This is a genomic window from Pollutimonas sp. M17 (assembly GCF_025836975.1).
Classification (GTDB): domain Bacteria; phylum Pseudomonadota; class Gammaproteobacteria; order Burkholderiales; family Burkholderiaceae_B.
Window position 1 is genome coordinate 2,948,184 of record NZ_CP107548.1, and the last position, 24,444, is coordinate 2,972,627.

Annotated in this window: 26 protein-coding genes and 3 tRNA genes; 19 read left to right on the plus strand and 10 right to left on the minus strand. The window is 61.5% G+C overall.

Going from position 1 to position 24,444, the window contains the following annotated elements:
• Positions 1-87: 87 nt before the first annotated feature.
• The 4 genes from denD (at position 88) to otnI (ending at position 3,811) form a co-directional block, all read left to right on the plus strand.
• Positions 88-1,062, plus strand: coding sequence for a D-erythronate dehydrogenase (denD, locus tag OEG81_RS13895; RefSeq protein WP_264129871.1), 975 nt, complete (start codon positions 88-90; stop codon positions 1,060-1,062).
• The gene (gene otnK / locus OEG81_RS13900) at positions 1,059-2,327 is read left to right on the plus strand and encodes a 3-oxo-tetronate kinase (RefSeq protein WP_264129872.1); all 1,269 of its coding nucleotides are present in this window, start codon (positions 1,059-1,061) and stop codon (positions 2,325-2,327) included. Before denD ends, otnK begins: the two co-directional genes overlap by 4 nt.
• Positions 2,324-2,956 carry a 3-oxo-tetronate 4-phosphate decarboxylase gene (gene otnC, locus OEG81_RS13905; RefSeq protein ID WP_264129873.1) on the plus strand — a complete coding sequence of 211 codons (633 nt, stop codon included), beginning with the start codon at positions 2,324-2,326 and terminating at the stop codon, positions 2,954-2,956. The genes otnK and otnC overlap by 4 nt, the downstream gene beginning before the upstream one ends.
• A 69-nt stretch (positions 2,957-3,025) precedes the next feature.
• On the plus strand, positions 3,026-3,811 hold the full coding sequence (gene otnI, locus OEG81_RS13910) for a 2-oxo-tetronate isomerase (protein ID WP_264129874.1): 786 nt from the start codon (positions 3,026-3,028) through the stop codon (positions 3,809-3,811).
• 202 nt (positions 3,812-4,013) lie between these two features.
• On the opposite strand, the gene OEG81_RS13915 is transcribed toward otnI, so the two are convergent.
• The 3 genes from OEG81_RS13915 to OEG81_RS13925 all read right to left on the minus strand — a co-directional run bounded on the left by OEG81_RS13915 (position 4,014) and on the right by OEG81_RS13925 (position 6,896).
• Complete coding sequence (locus OEG81_RS13915) at positions 4,014-5,291, minus strand: TRAP transporter large permease (protein WP_264129875.1); 1,278 nt, start codon at positions 5,289-5,291, stop codon at positions 4,014-4,016.
• Between the two features lie 33 nt (positions 5,292-5,324).
• On the minus strand, positions 5,325-5,819 hold the full coding sequence (locus OEG81_RS13920; RefSeq protein WP_264129876.1) for a TRAP transporter small permease: 495 nt from the start codon (positions 5,817-5,819) through the stop codon (positions 5,325-5,327).
• A gap of 87 nt (positions 5,820-5,906) precedes the next feature.
• Positions 5,907-6,896 (minus strand): TRAP transporter substrate-binding protein, encoded by a 990-nt coding sequence (locus OEG81_RS13925; RefSeq protein ID WP_264129877.1) that lies wholly within the window; start codon positions 6,894-6,896, stop codon positions 5,907-5,909.
• Positions 6,897-7,233: 337 nt separating this feature from the next.
• Here OEG81_RS13925 and OEG81_RS13930 point away from each other — a divergent pair.
• The 5 genes from OEG81_RS13930 to OEG81_RS13950 all read left to right on the plus strand — a co-directional run bounded on the left by OEG81_RS13930 (position 7,234) and on the right by OEG81_RS13950 (position 8,338).
• Positions 7,234-7,309 (plus strand) — tRNA-Ala (locus OEG81_RS13930).
• Between the two features lie 101 nt (positions 7,310-7,410).
• Positions 7,411-7,486, plus strand: a tRNA-Glu gene (locus OEG81_RS13935).
• 29 nt (positions 7,487-7,515) lie between these two features.
• Positions 7,516-7,592 (plus strand) — tRNA-Asp (locus OEG81_RS13940).
• 174 nt (positions 7,593-7,766) lie between these two features.
• Complete coding sequence (locus OEG81_RS13945) at positions 7,767-8,045, plus strand: type II toxin-antitoxin system RelE/ParE family toxin (RefSeq protein ID WP_264129878.1); 279 nt, start codon at positions 7,767-7,769, stop codon at positions 8,043-8,045.
• The gene (locus tag OEG81_RS13950; RefSeq protein ID WP_264129879.1) at positions 8,045-8,338 is read left to right on the plus strand and encodes a HigA family addiction module antitoxin; all 294 of its coding nucleotides are present in this window, start codon (positions 8,045-8,047) and stop codon (positions 8,336-8,338) included. The genes OEG81_RS13945 and OEG81_RS13950 overlap by 1 nt, the downstream gene beginning before the upstream one ends.
• Before the next feature lie 279 nt (positions 8,339-8,617).
• Here the strand turns inward: OEG81_RS13950 and OEG81_RS13955 are convergent, their stop codons facing one another.
• The 3 genes from OEG81_RS13955 to OEG81_RS13965 all read right to left on the minus strand — a co-directional run bounded on the left by OEG81_RS13955 (position 8,618) and on the right by OEG81_RS13965 (position 13,579).
• Complete coding sequence (locus tag OEG81_RS13955) at positions 8,618-9,523, minus strand: hypothetical protein (RefSeq protein WP_264129880.1); 906 nt, start codon at positions 9,521-9,523, stop codon at positions 8,618-8,620.
• Positions 9,523-11,091, minus strand: coding sequence for a hypothetical protein (locus tag OEG81_RS13960; protein ID WP_264129881.1), 1,569 nt, complete (start codon positions 11,089-11,091; stop codon positions 9,523-9,525). Before OEG81_RS13960 ends, OEG81_RS13955 begins: the two co-directional genes overlap by 1 nt.
• A gap of 199 nt (positions 11,092-11,290) precedes the next feature.
• On the minus strand, positions 11,291-13,579 hold the full coding sequence (locus OEG81_RS13965; protein ID WP_264129882.1) for an NADP-dependent malic enzyme: 2,289 nt from the start codon (positions 13,577-13,579) through the stop codon (positions 11,291-11,293).
• A 134-nt stretch (positions 13,580-13,713) separates the two neighbouring features.
• Between OEG81_RS13965 and OEG81_RS13970 the strand changes: the two genes are divergently transcribed.
• The 4 genes from OEG81_RS13970 to OEG81_RS13985 all read left to right on the plus strand — a co-directional run bounded on the left by OEG81_RS13970 (position 13,714) and on the right by OEG81_RS13985 (position 17,257).
• The gene (locus tag OEG81_RS13970) at positions 13,714-14,700 is read left to right on the plus strand and encodes a LysR substrate-binding domain-containing protein (RefSeq protein ID WP_264129883.1); all 987 of its coding nucleotides are present in this window, start codon (positions 13,714-13,716) and stop codon (positions 14,698-14,700) included.
• Between the two features lies 1 nt (position 14,701).
• On the plus strand, positions 14,702-15,124 hold the full coding sequence (locus OEG81_RS13975; RefSeq protein ID WP_264129884.1) for a DUF3293 domain-containing protein: 423 nt from the start codon (positions 14,702-14,704) through the stop codon (positions 15,122-15,124).
• A 221-nt stretch (positions 15,125-15,345) separates the two neighbouring features.
• Entirely contained in the window at positions 15,346-16,386 is a 1,041-nt protein-coding gene (gene bioB / locus OEG81_RS13980; RefSeq protein ID WP_412034147.1) for a biotin synthase BioB, read from the plus strand.
• A 22-nt stretch (positions 16,387-16,408) separates the two neighbouring features.
• Complete coding sequence (locus OEG81_RS13985) at positions 16,409-17,257, plus strand: DMT family transporter (protein ID WP_264129886.1); 849 nt, start codon at positions 16,409-16,411, stop codon at positions 17,255-17,257.
• Here OEG81_RS13985 and OEG81_RS13990 read toward each other — a convergent pair.
• Together OEG81_RS13990 and OEG81_RS13995 are read right to left on the minus strand one after the other, a co-directional pair.
• A complete protein-coding gene (locus OEG81_RS13990; RefSeq protein ID WP_264129887.1) occupies positions 17,189-18,529 on the minus strand; it encodes an MFS transporter in 1,341 nt (446 codons plus the stop codon). The two genes, OEG81_RS13985 and OEG81_RS13990, sit on opposite strands and share 69 nt — an antisense overlap.
• A 27-nt stretch (positions 18,530-18,556) precedes the next feature.
• Entirely contained in the window at positions 18,557-19,063 is a 507-nt protein-coding gene (locus tag OEG81_RS13995) for a peroxiredoxin (protein WP_264129888.1), read from the minus strand.
• Between the two features lie 169 nt (positions 19,064-19,232).
• Between OEG81_RS13995 and OEG81_RS14000 the strand changes: the two genes are divergently transcribed.
• The 6 genes from OEG81_RS14000 (at position 19,233) to glp (ending at position 22,683) form a co-directional block, all read left to right on the plus strand.
• Positions 19,233-19,628 (plus strand): hypothetical protein, encoded by a 396-nt coding sequence (locus OEG81_RS14000; protein WP_264129889.1) that lies wholly within the window; start codon positions 19,233-19,235, stop codon positions 19,626-19,628.
• 94 nt (positions 19,629-19,722) lie between these two features.
• A complete protein-coding gene (gene moaC / locus OEG81_RS14005; protein WP_264129890.1) occupies positions 19,723-20,220 on the plus strand; it encodes a cyclic pyranopterin monophosphate synthase MoaC in 498 nt (165 codons plus the stop codon).
• Positions 20,198-20,452 carry a MoaD/ThiS family protein gene (locus OEG81_RS14010; RefSeq protein ID WP_264129891.1) on the plus strand — a complete coding sequence of 85 codons (255 nt, stop codon included), beginning with the start codon at positions 20,198-20,200 and terminating at the stop codon, positions 20,450-20,452. Before moaC ends, OEG81_RS14010 begins: the two co-directional genes overlap by 23 nt.
• 3 nt (positions 20,453-20,455) lie before the next feature.
• A complete protein-coding gene (locus OEG81_RS14015; protein ID WP_264129892.1) occupies positions 20,456-20,959 on the plus strand; it encodes a molybdenum cofactor biosynthesis protein MoaE in 504 nt (167 codons plus the stop codon).
• Between the two features lie 7 nt (positions 20,960-20,966).
• Entirely contained in the window at positions 20,967-21,485 is a 519-nt protein-coding gene (moaB, locus tag OEG81_RS14020) for a molybdenum cofactor biosynthesis protein B (RefSeq protein WP_264129893.1), read from the plus strand.
• Positions 21,478-22,683 carry a gephyrin-like molybdotransferase Glp gene (gene glp / locus OEG81_RS14025; RefSeq protein WP_264129894.1) on the plus strand — a complete coding sequence of 402 codons (1,206 nt, stop codon included), beginning with the start codon at positions 21,478-21,480 and terminating at the stop codon, positions 22,681-22,683. The genes moaB and glp overlap by 8 nt, the downstream gene beginning before the upstream one ends.
• On the opposite strand, the gene mobA is transcribed toward glp, so the two are convergent.
• A complete protein-coding gene (mobA, locus tag OEG81_RS14030) occupies positions 22,656-23,333 on the minus strand; it encodes a molybdenum cofactor guanylyltransferase MobA (protein WP_264129895.1) in 678 nt (225 codons plus the stop codon). The two genes, glp and mobA, sit on opposite strands and share 28 nt — an antisense overlap.
• Complete coding sequence (moaA, locus tag OEG81_RS14035; protein WP_264129896.1) at positions 23,330-24,430, minus strand: GTP 3',8-cyclase MoaA; 1,101 nt, start codon at positions 24,428-24,430, stop codon at positions 23,330-23,332. The genes mobA and moaA overlap by 4 nt, the downstream gene beginning before the upstream one ends.
• Positions 24,431-24,444: the final 14 nt, after the last annotated feature.

The window sequence follows — 24,444 nt, forward strand, 5'->3', positions numbered from 1 at the left end:
GTTGCGGTCGTTCATTATGTTGACATGATACAGATTAATCCATAAACTGATAAGCAATTTGTATGACAACATTTAGCGAGCCATAACATGCACATCGCCATTACAGGCGCGGCCGGCTTCCTGGGAAGCAAGCTGGCCAAACAATTATTAGCCCAAGGCTCGCTCACCGGGCGCAGCGGCCAGCCGGAAAAAATTTCGCGCATCACGATGGTCGACATCGCCGCGCCGGCCGGCTTCTCGGACCCTCGCATCGACGTACTGGTGGGCGACATTTCCGACCCCGCCATCATCGCGCGGGCCATCACGCCCGACACGCAAAGTATTTTCCATCTGGCCGCCATCGTCAGCGGACACGCCGAAGTCGATTTCGACCTGGGCATGAAAATCAACTTCGATGCCACGCGCCAGATCCTGGAGCGCGCCAAGTCGCTGGGCACCAAGCCTCGCGTGGTCTTTACCAGTTCGGTGGCCGTCTTTGGCGGCGAACTTCCCGAAACCGTGCCCGACACGCTCAGCCCCGTGCCGCAAAGTTCGTATGGCGCGCAAAAGGCCATGGGCGAACTCATGGTCAACGATTTCAGCCGCAAAGGCTATATAGACGGCCGCATCCTGCGCATGCCCACCATATCCGTGCGGCCCGGCGCCCCCAACAAAGCGGCCTCCAGCTTTGCCAGCGGCATCATCCGCGAACCGCTCAACGGCCAGGAAGCCGTGTGCCCGGTCAACGGCGATACGCGCATGTGGCTCATGTCGCCGCGCCAGGCCATCCGCAACCTGATACACGGGCACGAACTGGACGCCAGCCGCTTTGAAGCCAGCCGCATCCTCAGCCTGCCCGGCCTGTCCGTAACGGTGCGTGAAATGGCCGATGCGCTGACCGACGTAGCGGGCGGCGAGGTCGCTCAGCGCATACAATGGCGCGAAGACGAAGCCGTGAAACGCATCGTCAACTCCTGGCCCGGAAACTTCGAAGCCACACGCGCCAAGGCGCTGGGCTTCACCTCCGACACCAACTTCAGCGATATCATTCGCGCCTATCTGCAAGACGACAAGACACCATGAGCATACTGCTGGGCTGCATTGCCGACGATTTCACCGGAGCCACCGACCTGGCCAGCATGCTGGTGCATGCGGGCATGCGCACGGTACAGACAATAGGCATACCCAAAGAACCGGTGCCCGACGGCACCGACGCCGTGGTCATTGCCCTGAAGTCGCGCACCACGCCCGCCGAGCAGGCCGTGGCCGAATCGCTGGCGGCACTGCAATGGCTGCGCGACGCAGGCTGCCGCCAGACCTATTTCAAGTACTGTTCCACCTTCGACTCGACCGATAAAGGCAATATCGGGCCTGTCGCCGAAGCGCTGATGGCCGCGCTCGATACGCCCTTCACCATCGCCTGCCCCGCCTTTCCGGAAAACAAGCGCACCATATTCAAGGGCCACCTGTTCGTGGGCGATGTCCTGCTTGCCGAGAGCAGCATGCGCCACCATCCCCTGACTCCGATGCACGATTCCAATCTGCAACGGGTCCTGCAGCGGCAAACCACCAAGAAAGTCGGCCTGATCGAGCACGGCACCGTCGCCGCCGGAGCGCAGGCCATCAAGCAGCGCATGGAAGCCCTGAAGGCCGAAGGCGTAGGCATGGCCATCGTCGATGCCATCTCCAACGACGACCTGCTGCAGATAGGCGCCGCCTGCGCGGACCTGCCCCTGGTCACCGCCGGCTCGGGCATCGCGCTGGGCCTGCCGCAGAACTTCCGCGCGCAAGGCCTGCTTAATGCACAGGATGCTGCAAGCGACCTGCCCGAAACGCAAGGCTTGCGCGCCATCGTCTGTGGCAGTTGTTCGCAGGCCACTCAGGCGCAGCTGGCCGACGCCGTCGAGCGCGGTACGCCCGCCTATGCCATCGACCCCCTTCGACTGGCCGCCAATGAAGACCAGGTGGCCGAAGCCATGGCCTGGGCCGAACCCTTGCTCGGCCAGGGGCCGGTCATCGTCTATGCAACCGCATCCCCCGACCGCGTCAAGGTAGCCCAGGAAAAGCTGGGCGTGGATCGTGCGGGAGCGCTGGTGGAAGAAGCCCTGTCGGAAATCGCCAAACGGCTCGTCCAGGCGGGCGTGCGGCAGCTGATCGTGGCGGGCGGCGAAACCTCGGGCGCTGTGGTCACCGCGCTGGACGTGCGCAGCCTGCGCATCGGCCCCACCATCGACCCGGGTGTGCCCTGGACAGTCAGCCTGGGCGCCACGCCCATCGCGCTTGCCCTTAAATCGGGCAACTTCGGCGCCACCGACTTCTTCACCAAGGCCTGGAGCCAACTGCCATGAGCGAGTCCCGGCTGCGCGAGGAAATCTGCCGCTTCGGCGCCTCTTTGCATCAGCGCGGGCTGACCGCCGGAAGCAGCGGCAACATCAGCGTGCGCACCGACGACGGCTGGCTGCTGACGCCCACCAACAGCTCCCTGGGCGCGCTGGATCCCGCGCAGTTGTCCAAGCTGGACTGGAACGGCAAGCTGCTGTCCGGCGCACCTCCTTCCAAGGAGGCCTTCCTGCATCGCGCCATGTACGAAGAACGCGCCGGCGCGGGCGCCATCGTCCACCTTCATGCCACGCATTCGGCCGCCGTATCGTGCATGTCGGGCTTGAACCAGTGCGACTGCATACCCGCGCTGACGCCCTATTTCGTCATGAAGATAGGCAAGCTGCCCCTGGTTCCCTACCACCGGCCCGGCGACCCCCACCTGGGCGACGCCATACGCGGCCTTGCCGCCAAGCACAGCTCCGTCCTGCTGGCCAACCATGGGCCGGTCGTATCTGGCACGACCCTGGAGTCCGCCGTGTATGCCATGGAAGAGCTCGAGGAAACCGCCAAGCTCTTCCTGCTGCTCCAGGGCCACAACCCGCGCGTGCTGACCGCGGAGCAGATCGAAGAGCTGAAAACCGTATTCAAGCTGTAGCGCATCGCGGCGGGCGCGGCCATGGCCGCCGGTCCGCAATCATTGAACAACGTTCATATCGGAATAACCATGCCCAAACTTGCCGCCAACATCACCATGATGTTCAACGAGCTGCCCTTCCTGGAGCGCATCCAGGCATCCGCCCAGTCCGGCTTCAAGGCCGTTGAATTTCTGTTCCCCTACGACTTCGAGGCACAGGACATCGCCGCCGAACTGAAGCGCCATGCGGTCAAGAATGTGCTGTTCAACATGCCGCCGGGCGACTGGGAAGCCGGCGAGCGCGGCATTGCCGCCTTGCCGGGCCGCGAACAGGAGTTTCGCGACGGCGTGGCAAAGGCCATTGCCTATGCGCAGGCGCTCGGAACGCCCAACGTGCACGCCATGGCCGGCTTGTTGTCCGCCGATGCCGACCTTGTCCAGTGTAGGGCCACCTTCATCGAGAATCTGAAGTACGCCGCACAGCAGTGCTCCGCGCATGGCATCACCTTGCTGATCGAGCCCATCAACCACCGCGACATGCCCGGCTACTTCCTTGGCCGGCAGGACCAGGCCCATGCCATACGCGAAGAGGTCGGCGAGCCCAACCTGAAAGTGCAGATGGATTTTTACCATGTGCAGATCATGGAAGGCGATATCGCCATGACTTTCCGAAAATTCCAGCCGCATGTGGGCCACATACAGATCGCCGGCGTACCCGAGCGGCACGAGCCCGATACCGGCGAAGTCAACTATGCCTACCTGTTCGGCCTGCTGGACGAGCTGGGCTACGACGGCTGGGTGGGATGCGAGTACCGGCCGGCCAACGGCACGGTGCAGGGCCTCGGCTGGATGAACAGTCTCGCAGGGAAAAAGTAGGAAAGGCCAAGACGATAAGCACGGGCCCCGCGGGGCCCGTTTTTCTTGCTCCAGCGGAACACATCGACGCCCCGATCCGCAGCCTGGCTGGGTCAAGTTCGCGTGTTCGAGCCGGAGACGGCAGCCGGGCAAACGGCGCTCCGGCATCTCCGGACGCAAAAAAAAGCGGCTTGCGCCGCTTTTTTCATGCCCTCGATCAGTATCAGCGCGCGTACACCAGATCGCGCAGGAACAGCGACAAGGACGGGAAATAAGTGATCACCATCACGCAGCCTAGGATGACCAGCACAAAAGGAATGAGTTTCGTAATGATCTTGTCCAGCGATACCTTGGCCACGGCGCAGGCCGCGAAAAGATTGACCCCAAAAGGCGGCGTAATCATGCCCATGGCAAGGTTGACGACCATGATGGTCCCGAAATGCACGGGATCGACGCCGAACTTCATGGCCACCGGCACCAGGATGGGCGCAAGCACGATGATGGACGCCGACGTCTCGATGAACATGCCGATGATGAACAGTGCGGCATTGACGCCTAGCAGAAACAGGGTGGAACTGGTCAGGTTTTCGGCCAGGAAGTTGCCTATCATGTCGGGCACCCCGGCGCGGGTCAGCATGAAACTGAACAAGCCCGCATTGGCGATGATGAACATGATGACGGCCGATGAAATCACCGACTTCTTCAGCACCGCCATCAAATGGGCCATTTTTATCTGGCGGTAAATGAAGGCGCCGACGATCCAGGCATAGAACACCGCCACCACCGACGCTTCGGTCGGCGTGAAGATGCCGCCGTAGATCCCGCCGAGAATGATGACCGGCATCAGCAAGGCCAGGCCGGCATGGCTGGTGGCGCGCCAGACGGCCATTCTTCCCACGCCGTCATCCTTGCCATAGCCGTGCCAACGTGCGTAGATCAGCGTGAATATCATCAGTACGCCGCCTATCAGTATGCCCGGCCCGATGCCCGCGATGAACAGTTCGCCAATGGACACTTCCGCGGAAACGCCATATAGGATCATGGGTATGGACGGGGGGATGATCACGCCCAGCTCGGCCGACGTGGCCTGCAACGAAGCCGCATAGCTGACCGGATAGCCGTGCTTGACCAGGGCCGGGATGAGGATGGCGCCGATGGCGAAGGTGGTGGCGACCGATGACCCCGAAACGGCGGCAAAGATCATGCAGGTCAGCACGCAGGTGGCTGCCAGCCCGCCCTGCACGCCGCCCACCAGGGATTTGGCGAATTCCACCAGCCGCTGGGAGATCCCGCCCGCCTCCATCAGATTGCCGGCCAGGATGAAGAAGGGAATGGCCGCCAACGGAAACTTGTTGATGGAGTTGAAGATTTCCTTCACCGCCACCAGCATATTCGCTTCGGCGACGACGATGCCGACCACGCTGGCCAGCCCGATGGATACTGCGATGGAGACCGAGATCGCGAAGCAGGCGATCATCGTGATAAGCATGGCTGACGTCATATTTGTTGTCTTCTTCCAGGCGTTGTCGCGGGATTACTGGGCTGTTTCCAGTTCTTCGTGGCGGGGATCCAGGTAATTGCCGATGACGCCCACCATGGCGAAAACAGAGCCTACCGGCAAGGCCACGAAAGCCCAGAACATGGACATGAACTCCAGGCCGATAATGGTCTGGACCTTGCCGCGCTGGGCGTAGTCCCATCCATACCAGGCAATGACAATCAGCAAGGCCAGCGACAGAATGGTGATCATGGCGTCCAGCACCCTGCGGAAACGAGGCGGCGCCGTCCTGTGCATCAGATCCACGGAAATCATGGAGCCGTAGCGGAACGCCGCGGGAATTCCCAGAAACACCATCCATATCAGCGATATGCGCACGATCACTTCGCTCCATTCCGACGGAAGTTCGAATACGAAGCGCATCAGGACCTGCAACATGCCCATGCTGGCGGCGACGACCAGCATCAGGCAGGCGAGCCATATCGATAACGTAGTCAGGCGGCGTTCAAAGTTGAGGAAGGCTGTTTTCACGGTTTTCCTTGAGGAAAATGTGTGAGGACGATGGAACGGCAGACACAGAAACGCCCCATATCCATGGGGCGCTCTCTATGCACGACTTTATTTTGCGGCGCGGATCCTGTCCAGGTTTTCCTTGCCGAACTGCTTGTTGAAGTCGGCCATGATGGGTTCCAGCGCTGCCTGGAATTGAGCCTTGTCTATGGTCTCGACCACTTCCATGCCCTTGCTGCGCAAATCAGCCACCGCATTCTTCTCATCGGAATCGATGCGATCCCGGTTGGCCTTCACGCCGATGCGCGCCGCCTCGATGAAAGCCTTCTTGTCCTCATCCGACAGCTTGTCGAAGGCGTCCTTGTTCATCAGGTAAACGCCGGGGGAATAAACGTGCCCCGTCAGCGTCAGGTATTTTTGCACCTGATCGAACTTGGATGCCGTGATGACCGACAGCGGGTTTTCCTGCCCGTCCACGGTACCCTGCTGCAGCGCGGTGAAGACCTCGCTGAACGCCATGGGCGTGGGGTTGATGCCGAATGCCTTGTAGGCCTGGATGTGCACGGGGTTTTCCACCGTGCGCATCTTCAGTCCTTGCATGTCCGCCGGAACCTTGATGGGATGCTTGTTGTTCGTCATGTGGCGGAAGCCGTTTTCCGCCCATGCCAGCGCCTTGAAACCCTTGGGCTCGAACTTCTTCAGCATCTCGTCGCCGATGGGGCCGTCCAGCACGCCGCGCGCATGCGCGTAATCGGTAAACAGATAGGGCACGTCCAGAATCTTCACTTCGGGCACGAAGTTGGGAACGGGGCCGCTGGAGGTCCAGGTCAGTTCCTGCGTACCCATCTGCACCGACTCCATCGCTTCACGCTCGGCACCCAGGGAACTGGCGTAGAAGGTCTTGATGACATAGCGGCCGTTGGTCAGCCGTTCGACTTCCTTGGCGAAGGTGTCGATGGCGACACCCTGGTGTGAATTCTGCGGCGACGAGATGCTGATGCGCATCACCGTCTGCGCCGATGCGCTGCTGCCCAGGCCAATCCCAGCGGCCATGACGGACAGCATGAGCCCAATGGTAGTACGGCGGAAAGTGTTCATTTTGTCTCCTGGATAATTCGATTCATTCGATTATTGATGGGCCACCGGCTCCTGCCAGTGACGACCGACGTGTAGATCATCCTTTATGGATGATCTTTGTTAATCTGTATTACAACATATGTAATACAACTTTCGCAACCAAATAGATGGGTGTATAAATGGTTGCCATACAGCCTTGGCCGCCCTGGGGCGTCGCATGGCAAGACGGCACTCTGATCGACCGGCCAAAGTATGGTTCAAGCATCTTTTTTTGATCGATTGAAAAAATACCGAGGCCGACTTGCACACATTTTTTTTTTAGTGCATAATCTCGCTTCTTCGCTAGACATTCCACACCGGGGGTATAGCTCAGCTGGGAGAGCGCTTGCATGGCATGCAAGAGGTCAGCGGTTCGATCCCGCTTACCTCCACCAGTCAAACGAAGAAAGCCGATGATGGCTGTAGTAAACAGCGTGTTTCAATGAAATACGCGGCGTATTGAATATGCTACAATGCGCAGCTTGATTTTTGTCCTGTCCCCTTCGTCTAGAGGCCTAGGACACCACCCTTTCACGGTGGGTACAGGGGTTCGAATCCCCTAGGGGACGCCAGTTTTCCTGGCTATGCAGTACACCGCTGCGGAGCGGTAGTTCAGTTGGTTAGAATACCGGCCTGTCACGCCGGGGGTCGCGGGTTCGAGTCCCGTCCGCTCCGCCAAAGAATTCAAAAAAAGCACTTACACTATGTAAGTGCTTTTTTTTCGCCTTGGTTTTTATTTTAAAACTAAAACCCCTTCATTCCGTTTTTTAGTTGCGCACCGCGCTAGCACTCCATGTTGTCTCTAGCTGTATTCCCATTGATTCGTGATGCGCAACACACTACAATAACCCTATGATCAAGAGCTTTCGGCACAAAGGCCTTCGTCGGTTATTCGAGGCAGGCAACGCATCCGGCGTTCAAGCAAGCCATGCCAAACGCCTTCGCCTACAACTGTCTGCCCTTAATACCGCTCAGACCATCGAAGACATGGACATTCCGGGATTTAGACTCCATCCCCTCAAGGGCACAATGAAGGACCGCTGGTCAATCACCGTCAACGGAAACTGGCGCATTACCTTTGAGTTTGAAGACGGAAATGCCTACGTATTGGACTATGAGGACTATCACTGATGAACATGCACAATCCGCCCCACCCTGGTGAATTTATCTCCGGCATCTATCTTGAGCCCAACAATATCAGCGGGCGCGAACTTGCTCAAGCACTTGGCGTAGCCGCCTCTACCCTCAGCCGGGTACTCAACGGCACTTCTCGTGTTACCCCTGAAATGGCACTTCGCCTTTCCAAGGCACTTGGACGCAGCCCAGAAAGCTGGCTGTCTATGCAGGACGCTCATGATCTGTGGCTAGTTCGCCGGCACGTTAATTTGCAAGATATCGACAAACTCCGATTCGCCATGGCCTAGTACCCTTGGTTTCCAACTTTCCTCATATCGGTATCTAAGCCAGTCGTGCAAGAAGAGGCCAGGGTCGTCTACGTTGCCAAGTTTACCAATGCCGTTTCAATAACTGGACTGTCACGCCGGGGGTCGCGGGTTCGAGTCCCGTCCGCTCCGCCAAAGAATTCCGTGGAAAAAGCGCTTACCTCTCGTAAGCGCTTTTTTTTCGTCTTGATGTATGTTGCGGGGTTTGGTTTTTATTCCAAAGCTCTGCGTTCCTATATTGCAGGGCTATAAGTTCCGGCCTCAAAAAATGTAGAACGCCCCCAGCCCCGCGAGCGCAACCCACCCAACCGCCAGGATTGCGGCAACGATTTTCAATCGACCGATACCCCGTAGCGCGTGAAGCCGGCTATCCTCCAGCTGCACGCCCAGGCCATCGATCTGCAGCCGCAAACCGTCCAGGGCGCTCTGAATATCCTCTATATTCTGCTCACGAAGCAAGTCCGTCCGGCTGTTTTCCCGCAGTTCCTCGGTCAGCGCCTGGATGGCTTTTCCATGTTCTTCGAGAACCTGCTTTTTCTGATCGAAAGCTTTATCCAAGTCCGATAAACGCGCTGCCTTCAATTCCAATCCGGCCTTGATGTTGCTGATGGCTTCCTGGCTTTGATGGATCTGAATCGACTTATCCGACAATGCGGATTTCAGGCCCGCGATCTCTTCCGACCTGAGATCGAACTCGATGCGCAGCACTTCAATACTTTGCTGGTTCAGGGCGATCTTGTCGAGCGTCGACTTTGATCCGTCCAGTATCTTCACAAAGATATCATGCGCTTTGTCCGCGAACTGCCTTCCCGTATCCGACAAGCGCTGGTAGCGGCCATTGCTGTCTTTCCATCCATTGCGAAAACGCTGCTCCATCTCGCCAATCACGGCGGCCAGAAAAGAGTAGCTCATGGTATTGAGGGTGATCACTTCCTGGATCAACCCGAGCATCATCCCATTGATCTTGTTCTGCGACTGGGAAATATCGACCAGGTCCGAGCTCGAACTGGAAATCAAGCTTTTAAAGAGGCCGCGGTTTTCTATCTCGGAGACTTTGCCTTTGCCCTCTTCTATGCAGTTTTCAATGTCCTTGATGACGCTGAGAAAATCCGTCGCGACCATTCCGGGGGTTTTGTTATTGGCGAGAACCAGCTGCTGCGTTTCCATCAGATCCTTCCCAACAGGTCGTCCAGTGCGTTGACGGAGTCTTGATACGCGGATACGCTCTTGTCCGCCTTCCGGCCGCTATCCTGCACGGCAACGGCACTTTCGGCGAACTGCAGCCTCAGGGTCTGGGCCGTTACGGTCATGTTTTCATACGCCGCATCCAGCATGAGGACCGTCTGCTTGATCCGCAGGAAGCCGACCGTTTGGCCTCGGTGGACATCCGCCATCTGCTTGTTGCGAAAAGCCACTGCATCCTTGATGCGGTCAAAAGCCAGGATAGTGAACAGCGCCAATGTGCCCGTAAGGATCCCCGTGATCACCGGCGCCACTTCTGCGGCAAAGGTGGCAAACAGGGGCACGCTTTCCAATGCCTTTTTGATCGCCTCCTCCAGGGCCAAACCCAAGCAGGTGACCACGGCTGCTGAAAGCAAGCGGAATACTTCAATAGCGATATCTCCGCTGCTCATGCCCGGAGAGGGCGAGACGATCACCTTGACGGCGCGCACTATGGCCAACACCGCCTCGCGGATCAGCGATACGATGTTCTTTGCCGTGGTGACGAACGAGTTGATGATCAAGGTCAGTAAAGTGGAGACGAATCCGCTTAACCCGGCACTGGCCCCCTCTTTCAGGTATTCGGCCCACTTTTCCCTTAAGCTGCGGAAGCTTTCCTCGAGACGCGCCCGCAGCAGATCCATGAGGGATCGGGCGCCATTCAGCCCCTCGCGGACCAGGTAGCGGACATCGTCAATAAGGCCTTGCACCACATCTTTCAAAATCAAGCCGAGTATCTGGCGCAGGGCCAGCCGGCCAGCCGCCTTGCCCCCCTCCAGCATGACTTCCTTGCCTTGTTTGACCAGCACGGCTTTTTTCTGGGTCTTGTCGACGGCATTCCTGGCTTCCTGGTATTTTTGCTTCAGAACCCCCTCGTCTAGGGCATAGTAGGCCGCATTGGTCTGGCTGGGATCCTGGGCGTTGGGCTGCGCCGCCCACTCCATCAAGTCCTTGTCGTTCTTGGAGGAATTCATGTTGAAGGCGGTCAACACCACGTTTTCATCCTGCGTCGCGGTTTCCACACGCTGCTCCCGGGTCTGGGCCAGGTGGCCACGGGATGAACGCTCCACCTCGCTGGCGGAAACCACATGATCGCGGGCCGCTATGCGCGGTCCCACCGGCAACTCGCTTCCCGGAGCCCGATATCCATCGTAATATTTGCCGTCTTCGCTTTTCATGTCGGGGAAGCGCTCATCCAGCCGCTGGTCGTAGTCGGTCCGATCGAACTTGCTTTCGTTCGCCTTGCGCCAGTTTTCGTAGCGTTCCGCATCGGCATCGTTCGCAACCACGCCCTTTTCAAAATTGCGCACGCTGGTTACCGCGCCGCCGTCGCGATCCTGAAACATGCTGCGGCTAAGGCCAAAGGGGCCGATGAGCTGATCGATCAGCATACTTTGGAAGCTTTCGACAAATTGCTTCTGCTGTCCGGAGTTCGGCGTGCTATTGATCTGCTGGAGCAATGCTTCCACCTGATCATCGATATCGATAACCAAGCTGTCTCCGACTGTTTTCATTTATGGTTCCTCAAGACTTGGCCATGGGGTGTCGCCCACGCTGGAAATCCGGGCATGACCTGCGTGCGGAGCCGAGTGTATACGAATCTGCGGGGACACGGCAGGCCCCTCGAAACAAGCGGGCCATCACACGGCCGCGTCCGACGACCATCGCCGCCCCGCCTCTCCATGAGGCCGGACGGCGCGACCCTGGGATGGTCTAATTGCCGCGGTTGGCGTCAATCACCGTCAGCGCCGCCATGTTGATGATGCGCCGCACGGTGGAACTGGTGGTCAGGATGTGCACGGGCGCATTGGCGCCCAGCAGGAAGGGGCCCACCGCCACATTGCTGCCCGCCGTGGTCTTGAGCAGGTTGTAGGCGATGTTGCCGGCGTCCACGTTGGGGCAGACCAGCAGGTTGGCGGCGCCTTTCAACCTGGACGTGGGCAGTATGCGCGAACGCAGGGCCTCATCCAGGGCGCAGTCGCCGTGCATCTCGCCGTCGATCTCCAGCTCGGGGGCGCGCTCTTGCACCAGCTCGAGCGCCTGCCGCATCTTGGAGCCCGACGCCGAGCTGCCGGAACCGAAGTTGGAGCGCGACAGCATGGCCACCTTGGGTTCCAGGTCCAGCCGGCTCATTTGCTCGGCCGCCGCGATGGTGAACTCGGCGATCTGCTCGGCGGTCGGGTCGTCATTGATATGGGTATCGACCAGGGCCACCGTGCGCTCGTCCAGCAGCAGCACGTTCATGGCGGCATAGGTCTGGGCGCCGGGCTTCTTGCCGATGACCTGGTCCACGAAGCGCAGGTGGTCGTGATACCCGCCCACGGTTCCGCATATCATGCCGTCGGCATCGCCCAGGTGCAGCATCATGGCGCCGATCAGGGTCAGCCGGCGGCGCATTTCGACGCGCGCCATTTCCTTGGTGATGCCCTGCCGGCACATGAGTTCCCAATACGTGGTCCAGTATTGATGAAAGCGCTCGTCGTATTCGGGATTGGTGACCTCCACGTCCTGGCCCAGGCGCAGGCGCAAGCCGTATTTTTCAATGCGGGACAGCAGGACTTGCGGCCGCCCCACCAGGATGGGGTGTGCCAGCTTTTCGTCGACGATGACCTGCACGGCCCGCAGCACGCGCTCTTCCTCGCCCTCGGTGAAGACGATGCGGGCCTTGCCGCCGTCGCGCACCAGTTGCCGGGCCGCCGAGAACAGCGGCTTCATGAAGGCGCCGGAGTGGTAGACGAAATGCTGCAATTGTTCGGCATAGGCGTCCAGGTCCGGTATGGGACGCGTTGCCACGCCGCTTTCCATGGCGGCCTTGGCCACGGCCACCGCGATGCGCACGATCAGGCGCGGATCGAAGGGCTTGGGAATGAAGTAATCGCGGCCGAAAGACACGCCATAGGTGCCATAGGCCGCAGCCACGACTTCGTTCTGCTCTTCCTCGGCCAGGCCGGCGATGGCATGGACCGCCGCTTTTTCCATTTCGCGCGTGATCGTGGTGGCGCCGACGTCCAGCGCCCCCCGGAACACATAAGGAAAGCACAGTACGTTGTTGACCTGGTTGGGGTAGTCGGAGCGTCCGGTGGCCATGACCACGTCGTCGCGCGCCGCATGGGCCGCGTCGGGAAGGATTTCGGGATGGGGATTGGCCAGGGCCAGGATAAGCGGGCCGGCGGCCATCCGGGCGACCATGTCGGGCTTGAGGACGCCCCCGGCCGACAAGCCCAGGAACACGTCGGCGCCGTCGATGACTTCGCCCAAAGTGCGCGCTTCGGTCTTTTGCGCGAAACGCTCTTTCTTCGGGTCCATCAGGGCTTGCCGGCCTTCGTAGACCACGCCTTCGATATCGGTCACCCAGATGTTTTCGACAGGCAGGCCCAGGTCCACCAGCAGCTCCAGGCAGGCCAGGGCGGCGGCGCCCGCGCCGGACGCAACGAGCTTGACCTTGGAAAGATCCTTGCCGACGACTTTCAGGCCATTGATGACGGCGGCGGACACCGTGATGGCGGTGCCGTGCTGGTCGTCGTGGAAGACGGGAATGTTCATGCGCTCGCGCAACTTGCCTTCCACGATGAAACACTCGGGCGCCTTGATGTCTTCCAGGTTGATGCCCCCGAAGGTGGGCTCCAGCCCCGCGATGATCTCCACCAGCTTGTCCGGATCGGTTTCATTGATCTCGATGTCGAAGACATCGATGCCGGCGAACTTCTTGAACAGCACCGCCTTGCCTTCCATGACCGGCTTGGAGGCCAGCGGACCGATGTTGCCCAGTCCCAGCACCGCCGTGCCGTTGGTGATCACACCCACCAGGTTCCCGCGCCCCGTGTAGCGGAAGGCGTTGAAGGGGTCGGCCGCGATTTCCTCGCAGGCGGCGGCCACCCCCGGCGTATAGGCCAGGCCCAGATCGCGCTGGGTGACCAGGGGTTTGCTGGCATTGACCGAGATTTTGCCGGGCGCGGGAAATTCGTGATAGTCCAAAGCCGCCTGCCGATCTGACGTACTCATAATCCTAAGTTCTCCTGGCTGCGCACCATGCGCATGAATGATGGGGCCATTCTACGCAGCAAACATAACCATATAATTTTAAATTCATATCATCGTATAATATTTAACTTATATCTATTTATTTTCAATTGCTTATGACCGACTTCGATTCCGTTGACGTGGTCCGAAAACTGACCGCCAGGCTGAAGATGCGCCATTTGCAATTGCTGCTGCGCATCCGGCAGCACGGATCCCTGACGCGGGTGGCCGAGGAAATGTCCACCAGCCAGCCCGCCGTCACCAACGCGCTGGCCGAGGTCGAAAGCATGTTCGGCGCGCCGCTGTTCGATCGCTCCGCGCGCGGCATGTCGCCCACGGCGCTGGGCGAGGTCGCCCTGGCGCGCGCCCAGGCCATGATCAACGACCTGGGAAATCTGGTGCGGGACATGGAAACGGTTGCCTCGGGCAATGCCGCGCACCTCCATATCGGCGTCATTCCCTTCATTTCCGGGCAGATGCTCTCCACCGCCGTGCAGCACACCCTGCCCGAAGGCGGCGGGCGGCTGACCCTGACCATACATGAAGGAACCAGCGATCAATTGATGCAGCAGCTGCGCGATCACACGCTGGATATCGCCGTCGGCCGGCCTTCGACCGCCGTGAATATCGATCAGCTGGAATTCGAAGCTTTGTACGACCAGCAGCCACGCCTGGTGGCGGGCCGGCGGCTTGCCGCGCAATTGGGCCGGCGCCGCCTGAACTGGCGGCAACTGGCCAGGCTGGACTGGATACTGGGCGCCCCGGGCACGCCCATACGGGAACAGGTCAGCGACATCTTCCTGAAAGCGGGGGTTGCGCCGCCCGCGCCCATCATCGAAAGCTATGCCACCAAGCTCATGGGCGAACTGATCGTTTCCAACGATCAGGCCGTATCCATCGTGCCGGCCGACATCGCCGACGAACTCGTGCGGATCGCCGGCGTGGCCATCGTTCCCTATTCTTTCGACTGGACCTTGCCGCCCATTGCGCTCTTCACGCGCCGGCAGGGGCCTCAGCCCGAAGCCGTACGGATGTTCGCCCGCGCCCTGCGCGTGGCCTGCAAGCAAGCCCCCCACATCAAGGAACGAGAGGCCCAGTACTGAAATGCGCGCCGACATCCCCGACTCGATCGCCCAGGCCTTCCACGAAGCCCGCTATCTGGTGTTCGCTCCCGCCGGCACCATCACGCTGCGCATCGGCCAGCACAGCCTGGCGCTGCAATCCCTGATGGCGGCACGGGCGCGCGACTCGCTGGCCATACTGACCGCCTACAACCCCGGAGCCAGGCAGGCCGGCATCGCCGCCAACCACCGCGCGCAACGCGCCCTGCTGAAAGACGCCTCGGCATTGGGCCTGCCCTGCTTCTACGGCAGGAACCTAGCGGAAGACGAGAACGGTCCGGCGGAACCCACCGTAGCGATATTGGGCGCCCTTTACCCGGAAAGCTGCGGACTGGCCAGACGATATGGGCAGCTTGCCTTTGTGTTTGCCGGCAGTTCGGCGGTGCCGGAACTAATATGGTTGTGACCTAAGCAAGCGCGACCCGAGAGCCCGATCACGTCCGTCACAACAGGAAACAAAATAAAAGCCAGGCGCTTTCATCCGGCCTTCATGATCGAATAATAATAAATTAAGCGAAATTATGGACATTAGCCGACAATTTCCATCAATTTAAAGGATGAAGACAACAACAAGGTTCTTGCCCTTCTCCTGGCGCACACCTACCATGCGGCCATTATCGTTTACCTATCGACATTGCCGTGCCGCCTGAAGCATCGAAACCCGCCCTTCCCTCCGCCTCGAACTGGACTGTTCGGCGCATCCTTGCTCTGTACGATCTGCCCCTGCTCGACCTGTTGATGCAGGCCCAGGATATCCATCGCAAGCATCACGAAGCCAACACCGTGCAGCTTTCCAGCCTGCTTTCGGTGAAAACCGGCGCCTGTCCCGAGGACTGCGCCTACTGTCCGCAATCGTCCCGCTACGATACCGCTGTCGAGGACGAAGCCCTGATGCCGCTGGAAGAGGTGTTGCAAGCCGCCCGCCAGGCCAAGGACAGCGGCGCGCAGCGCTTCTGCATGGGCGCCGCCTGGCGCTCGCCCACCGCGCGTCAGGTGGATGCCATCGTGGACATGGTGGCCGCGGTCAAGGCCATGGGGCTGGAAACCTGCGTCACGCTGGGCATGCTGAAGGACGGGCAGGCCGAGCGCCTGCGCGACGCGGGCCTGGACTACTACAACCACAACCTGGACACTTCGCCGGAGTTCTACGGCAGCATCATTTCCACCCGCAGCTATCAGGACCGGCTGGATACGCTGGCGCGGGTCCGCGCCGCCGGCGTGCATGTATGCTGCGGCGGCATCGTGGGCATGGGCGAATCGCGCGGCGAGCGGGCGGGCCTGATCGCCCAGCTGGCCGGCATGTCGCCCCATCCGGAATCGGTGCCCATCAACAACCTGGTCAAGGTGCCGGGGACCCCGCTGGCGGGAACGCCCGACATCGATCCCTTCGAGTTCGTGCGCACCATCGCCGTGACGCGCATCGCCATGCCTGCTGCGGTCGTCCGGCTCTCGGCCGGCCGCGAGGCAATGAGCGATGAGCTCCAGGCCTTGTGCTTCATGGCGGGCGCCAACTCCATCTTCTACGGGGACAAGCTGCTTACCACGGGCAATCCGCAGGCGGTCCAGGACAAGCTTCTATTCCAGCGCCTGGGCCTGCGGCCCGCCGCCGATGCCGCGTCCGCCGAAGCCGGGAACGGCGCCGAAACCGAAATTCAAACCGCACACTGAACCCACCCGAGACCGATCAAGAATGTATACCCTGATTACCAGCATTGCGTGCAGCGTCGCCGTATCGGTGCTGCTGAAGATCGCCCGCCGCCGGAACCTGCAAATAGACCAGGCCATCGCGGTGAACTATGTGGTGGCCGCCAGCCTGTGCCTGCTCATATTGCGGCCGCAGCCCGCGGCGCTGCTCAATCCCAGCACGCCGTGGTGGGTGCTGATCGCGCTGGGCGCGCTGCTGCCCACCATCTTCCTGGCCATGGCGGGCGCCGTGCGCCATGCGGGCATCGTACTGAGCGACGCCGCCCAGAGGCTGTCCCTGTTCATCCCCTTGATCGCCGCCTTCATCCTCTTTGGCGAGGCCGCATCCGGCAGCAAGCTGGCCGGCATCATCGTGGCGTTGACCGCCCTGGGCTGCCTGCTGTTCCGGCCCAGGCCGCAGGAGGGATCCGGCGAAACCGGAAAGACCATCGCCCTGCTGCTGGCGGTGTGGGTGGGCTACGGCACGATAGACATTCTGTTCAAGCAGATGGCCAAGAGCGGCGCGGTGTTCTCCAGCAGCCTGTTCGCCGCCTTCACGCTGGCCGGCATCCTGATCTTCGTTTACTTGATCGCCAAGCGCAGCGTTTGGCAACGGCGCAACGTCGTGGCCGGCGTCGTCCTGGGCTTGCTGAACTTCGGCAATATCTATTTCTACATCCGCGCGCACCAGGTCTTTCCCGAGAACCCGACATTGGTCTTCTCGGCCATGAACATCGGGGTCATTTCGCTGGGCACCCTGGTCGGAGCGGGATTCTTCAAAGAGAAGCTACGCTGGGTCAACGTGCTTGGCATTGTTCTGGCCATCGCCGCCATCGTCATCCTGATTCCCCGCTGACACCTCTTCTTCGACCGGCTCGAACGATACGTCGCTTTCCACATCGACCCGGGGATCCAGGGCCGCGACGACGTTCGAGCTTTGCAGGCTGTCGGACATGGGCACGAAGTGGGTGGGCGCGTCCTGGCTGAGGTTGGCCCCGGTGACGCGCTGAGGCCGTATCACGGCGACCAGCACGGCCGCGCAGGCGGACACGAAGACAAAGTACATGCTGACCTCGAGCTCGCGCATCAGCAGGCCGGCCAGCAAAGGCCCCACACAGGCGCCCAGGCCGTAAACCATGTACAGGATGGCGCTCAGGCCCACCCGACGCTCCTGATCGACGTTGTCGTTGGCAAAGGCGGCGCCCAGGGGGTACAGCGTGAACTGCAGCACCCCGAACGCGCAGGAAAACAGCAGCAGCGCCCAGAAGGGAAACACCCACCAGCCCCACAACGGCACGGCCAGCAGGAACAGGATGCACGCATTGACGCGTATCATGCCGACGCGGCTGATGCGGTCGGCCAGCCAGCCCAGCGGCCACTGCGCCAGCAGGCCGGTCGCCACGGAAGCGGCCAGGAAGACCGCCACCTGACTGTTGGACAGGCCCTGCTTCAGGGCATACACGGGCGCCAGGCCGTAGAAAGCGCCGGTCAGCGTACCGGCCACGAACAGGACGGTCAGCGACATGGGCACGCGCGCCACGTAATACTTGACCTGTATGGGGGCCGGCACTTGCAGCGCCGGGTGCAGGCGGCGCGTCAGGGCAACGGGCACCAGGCACAGCGCCGAACACATGGCGGCGAAAATAAGCGGTTCGTAGTTGAGCGTGGGGAACAGCGTCAGGGACAACTGGCCCAGCACAGTGCCCGTGCTGGAAAACACCATGTAGAAGGCAAAGACGCGGCCGCGCTGATGGTTTTCGGTCTGTTCGTTCAGCCAGCTTTCGATCACCATGAATTGGGTGACCATGGCGATGCCGGCAATGAAGCGGAACCCCAGCCATATCCACAGATTGTCCAGCAGCGCCAGGACCAGGACGGTGATCGTGACGATGGCGGCGGTGGCCGCATAGGCGCGTATGTGGCCCACCTGTATGATGATCTTGTGGCCGATGCGCGCGCCGAACACCAGGCCCAGGTAATACACGGCGATCAGGCCGCCGACCCAGAGTTCGGATACGGACTGCGCCGTCAGGCGCAAGCCCATATAGGTATTGAAAAGCCCGGAACCGACCAGCAACAGCAGGGTGGCAAGATAAAGCGAAGAAAACGCCGCCAGCATTTGTATCATGGGTGATTCCGAACTTTGCAGCCAGGCTTAGCCCAGTTGTTCCAGCAGGGTCTTCGCGTCGCTGACCTCGTACTGGCCGGCCTTCTCGATGTTCAGCTTCTTGACCACGCCGTCTTCCAGGAGAGCGGAATAGCGCTGCGAACGCACGCCCATACCTCTGGCCGTCAAGTCCAGTTCCAGGCCCATCGCCCGCGTCCAGTCCGCGCTGCCGTCGGCCATCATGCGAACGCGGCCGTTCACGCCCTGGTCGCGTCCCCAGGCGCCCATGACGAAGGGGTCGTTGACCGCCACGCACCAGATCTCGTCCACGCCCTTGGCCTTCAGTTGATCGTGCAGCTCGACATAGCCGGGCAGATGCTTGGCGGAGCAGGTCGGCGTGAATGCGCCGGGCAGGGCAAACACGGCAATCGTCTTGCCCTTGACCAGATCGGCCACCTGGAAATTATTGGGTCCGATGGCGCAGGATTCGGTGGCCGTTTCAATGAATTCGCCCAGTGTGCCGTCGGGCACCTTATCGCCAACCTTGATAGACATGGTGTTCTCCGTTTTTATTGAAGGGATGCAGAAGCCTCAATCATACGATGCCCGGGCTTCCCATGTTGCCGGGCTGCACAGCCTGAAACAACTGCATACTTTTCCTTCATGCTGCCGCAATGATTCTGCCCCACAATGCATCATCGACACGCCACCAAGGGGAGCCGATTTGATACTGCCTAAATTATCCGCCGCCATACTGGCGATGGGCATGCTGGGAAGCGCCTACGCCGCCTCCAGCCTGGAACGCGATATTTCCCTGGACCAGTGGGTCATGATGTGCGGCGCCGCCAACGGAGCGGCCGACGCCGCCGGGGCCAATCCGCTGGAGCGGCAGGCCCATAGGCTGAACGTCCGGGAACACCTCATGCGCTATGCCCTGGAACAGGGGCTGACCCTGCATGAGTTCGACGCCTTGTTCGACCAGGGTGTCATCGAGGGCAAGCGGCTGCTGGCCGGAGGACGCAGCATCGATCCCGGCAAGCTGCAATCGCTGATGCAAGGCTTCCTGCGCGATACGAACATCCCCTACCAGGACGTCAGGAATGCGCTAAGCGCCGTTTGACGAGGCCTTCCGGCCCTGGCTGCCGCCGGGCATCTGCCGGAGTGCAATTGCGTATATCATAAGACCATCGCCAAGCCAGCAGGTCCATGACGCAATGAGCAATTCCTTTTCCGACACACCCGCACTCAGCCACCTGGACGAAACCGGGCGGGCGCGCATGGTCGACGTCGGCGGCAAGGCCTCCACCTTGCGCACGGCCGTGGCCGAAGGCATAGTACGCATGAGCCCGGCGGCCTACCGCCTTCTGTCCGCCCGGGAAAACGCCAAAGGCGAAGTCCTGAACACCGCCAGAGTGGCCGGCATACTGGCCGCCAAGCGCTGCGCCGAGCTCATCCCCCTGTGCCACAGCCTGCCGCTCAACTTCGCCGGCATCGAATTCCAGCACGATGATGCCTCGTACAGCATTACCGTCAAGGCAACGTGCAGCACCGACTACAAGACCGGCGTCGAGATGGAGGCCATGACGGCATGCAGCGTCGCGGCGCTGACCATCTACGACATGTGCAAGGCGGCCGACAAAGGCATCGTTCTGGAAAGCATACGGCTGCGCTCTAAATCCGGAGGAAAAAGTGGCGAATGGCACAACGATTAACGTCCTGTATTTTGCGCAGGTCGCCGAGTTGACCCGGGTGCGGCAAGAGAGCTGGCCGCTGCCCGCCCCCATCCGCGGCTCCGCCTGGCTTTCGGAACTGCAGGCGCGCTATCCGCAGCTGGCGCCCGCGACACGGCTGAAGCTGGCCGTCAACCAGTACCACGTCACGCACGACTGCCTCATACAGCCGGGCGACGAGCTGGCCGTCTTCGAGCCCGTTACCGGAGGCTAGATCGTGAGCGTTGAAACCCGGGCCGCACAGGGCCAAGGCAGGGTCCTCGTGCAAGAGGCGGACTTCGACGCGGGCGCGCTGCTGGGCGAACTGCGCGAGCGCGTGGCCGGCAAGGCCGGCGCCATCGTCAGCTTTACCGGCTATGTTCGCGACTATGCCGACAGCGCCCCCACGCAGTCCCTGTATCTGGAGCACTACCCAGGCATGTGCGAGCGCGAGATCGAAGCGCTGTGCGCAGGCGCGCAGGCGCGCTGGAATGTCCAGGACTGCCTGGTGGTCCACCGTGTGGGCGAATTGCGCAACAGCGACCAGATCGTCTTTGTCGCCGCCGCCAGCGCCCACCGCGGCGACGCTTTCAGGGCCTGCGAATACATCATCGACGCCTTGAAGACGCGCGCCCCATTCTGGAAACGCGAAACACTCGCCAACGGCGAGCGTTTCTGGGTGCAGCAAAAAGACGCCGACGCCGCCAAAACCGCGCAATGGGACAACCCCACCGAAACCTGAGACCCCTATGAGCAAAGCCGACACGAAGAAGCCGCCCGTTTCATTGAACTGCGCCGTCCTGACCATTTCCGATACGCGCGACGCCGACAGCGACACCTCCGGCGATTATCTGTCGGAAAGCCTGCTGGCTGCCGGCCACCGCTGCGCCAAGCGCGCCATCACCCCCGGAAACCTGTACCAGATACGCAGAATCATCAGCGAATGGATCGCCGACGACGCCATACAGATCATCCTGACCAACGGCGGCACGGGCTTTTCGCACAACAAGTCCACGGCTGCCGCCATCACACCCTTGCTGGACCAGGTCATTTCCGGCTTCGGCGAGCTGTTCAGGCATTTGTCCTATCTGGAAATCGGCAGTTCCACCTTGCAGTCCGACGCCTTCGCGGGTGCTGCGAACAATACCCTGGTATTTTGCATGCCCGGCTCCACCGGCGCCTGCAAGACGGCCTGGGAAGGCATCATCAAAGAGCAACTGGACAGCACGCACCGTCCTTGCAATTTCGGCACCCACTACCATGCTTGATTTCGATTCGGCGCAGACGCGCCTGTCCACGGCGGGCAAGCCGCCCGCCATCACCGAAGTCTGCCCTTTGCACCAGGCCGCGGGCCGTGTATTGGCGCAAACACTGTTTGCCACGCTGGATCTGCCGCCCGCCGACAACAGCGCGATGGACGGCTACGCCATACGCCATGCCGACTACGCGCCCGGCAGGCCGCTGCCGGTGCAGCAGCGCTGCTATGCCGGCGAACGGCCCGAAGCGCTCGAGCCCGGCCATGCGATACGCCTGTTCACCGGCAGCCTTGTGCCCGCGGGCGCCGACACCATCGTCATGCAGGAAGACGGCGTTGAAAACGACGACAGGTTTGAAATAAGCAGGCCCCCCGTCCTTGGCGCCCATGTCCGGCTCCAGGGCGAGGACGTGCGCGAAGGCGATCAGCTGCTGGCCAAAGGCACGCGCCTGGGCGCGGCCGAGATCGCCCTGCTGGCTTCTCAAGGCTATGCCCAGCTTACCGTTTACGCGCCCCTGAGAGTCGGCATACTGACGACCGGCGACGAACTGGTCAGCCCAGGCCAGCCGCGCGCCGACGAGCACATCTACAACTCCAACGGCCCCATGCTGGCCGCCCTGGTCGAACAGATGGGCGCCAGCGTGGCGCACGTACTGCATGCGCGCGATACGCGGGAATCCTTGCAGGAGGCCTTTGCCATCCTGCTGCGCGACTGCGACCTGGTCCTGACCGTGGGGGGCGTCTCGGTGGGGGAAAAGGACCTGGTCAAGCCGACCATAGAGCAGTTGGGCGGCGTCCTTGACCTGTGGCGCGTCTGCATGAAGCCCGGCAAGCCGGTCGCCCTGGCGCACATCGACGGCAAGCCCGTCGTTTGCCTGCCGGGCAATCCCGTTTCAGCCTATGCCGTGTTCGCCCTGCTGGTCACGCCCCTGCTGCGCAGCATGCAAGGCCGCACGCAGGTCATGCCCGCCGTCCAGTACGGCATCCTGGCTTCCGACCGCGTATTCAATGAAAAACGCGACGACTTCCTGCGCGTCCAGGCTTCTTTCGAGCCGCAGGGCCAAACCACGCTGACACCGTATGGCCAACAGGGTTCGGGCATCATCAGTTCCCTGCCCTGGGCCAGCGGCCTGGCCAGGATTCCGGCCAATACCGCCATGCGCAACGGCGATACGGTCGCCTACTACGACCTGGCCCGTTGGCTGGCCTGAGCGGCCCGCCGCAGGTCTTCGGGCGTATTGATGTTGAAGAAGGCGTCCGGGCCGGGATCGAAGAATACCGGCACCGCCGCGTGCCGCTTCTGCCATAGCTGAACCTTGCGGTCGCCCGCTTCCAGATAATCCCGCAAGCTGCGCGCCAGGCTGGCATGCACCACCATGCACAAGGGATGGGCACGCCCGCCGCCCTCGGCGCTGCCCGGCCTGTCGGGCGAGCTGGCCACTTCCCACGCCGGATCGGCCGTGCTGGCATAGGCGATCAATGCGCCCGCCTCGTCGGCGGCACGCGCCAATCGCGCCACCATGTCGGCGGGCAGATTCAGGACGTCGACGGGCATGACCGCCAGCCAGGGCGAGGATGAAGCGGCCAGGGCGCTTGCCACCCCCGACAGCGGCCCCAGGTCGCTGCCCAGCGCAGGATCGTCGGCCAGGACGCGGCCGTAATCCGCATAGTCTTCCAGATGGCGGTTGGCGCTGACCAGCAGGGCCCCCACCTGCGGCGCCAGGTAGCGCTGCGCATGTGCAACCAGCGGAGCGCCGTCCAGGCCGAGCAGGCCCTTGTCGATGTCGAGTCCGCCGCCCTGCATGCGCCGGGCCCGGCCGCCGGCCAGTATCAATCCGGTAATGTGCGCCCGCGCGATCATCCGCCGATGTAGCTCATTTCGATTTTCTTGCTGTGCATCGTTTCGCGTCCACGCAATTCGGAATAATGGTCGCCGCGGCCTTCCCAGATCGCGGCGATGCGCGCGGCGATGTCATCGTCGCCGGCGCCGCCGCGCAACAGGGAACGCACATCGTAGCCCTGGCTGGCGAAGAGACAGAGAAACAGTTTGCCTTCGGGCGAAAGGCGCGCGCGCGTGCAGTCTCCGCAAAAAGGCTGGGACACGCTGGTGATGAGGCCGATCTCGCCGGCCCCGTCGGCATAGCGCCAGCGCGCTGCCACCTCGCCACGGTAGGCCGGCTCGGCGGATTCCAGGGGAAACTCGGCCGCGATGCGCTGCAGGATCTCGGCGCCCGTCAATACCTCGGACAGGTTCCAGCCGTTGGTGGCGCCGACATCCATGAACTCGATGAAGCGCAAAATGTGGCCGGTTCCGCGAAAATACCGCGCCATGGGAAGTATCTGGTCATCGTTCAAGCCTTTGCGCACGACCATATTGACCTTGACGGGCGCCAGGCCAACGCGCGCCGCTTCGGCTATGCCGCGCAGCACGGTCCGCACGCCGACCCGGCTGTCGCTCATGCGCTCGAACTGGCGTTCGTCCAGGGCATCCAGACTGACCGTGACGCGCGACAGCCCGGCCTGCTTGAGCGCCGCGGCTTTCTTTGCCAGCAGGGTGCCGTTGGTCGTCAGGGTGACGTCCACCGGCTCGCCTTCCGGCGTGCGCAAGCCCGACAGCATGCCGACCAAGACTTCGATGTCTTTGCGCAGCAGCGGCTCGCCCCCGGTCAGGCGCAGCTTGCGCACGCCCTGCTGCACAGCCACGTGCGCAATGCGCACGATCTCCTCGAAGCTGAGCAATGCCGAATGGGGCATGAAGGCGTAATTGCCGTCGAACACTTCGCGCGGCATGCAATAGGTGCAGCGAAAGTTGCATCGGTCGGTGACCGAAATGCGCAGGTCCCGCAGGGGCCGGCGGCGCGCATCCAGCAAGGGTTCGCCCGGCTTGCGAAGAGCGCTCGGGCCGCCAGGGGGAACCGCAAGGCGACGATCGTCCGCCAGAAATATCACTTTGCTCATGAACTTATCATACC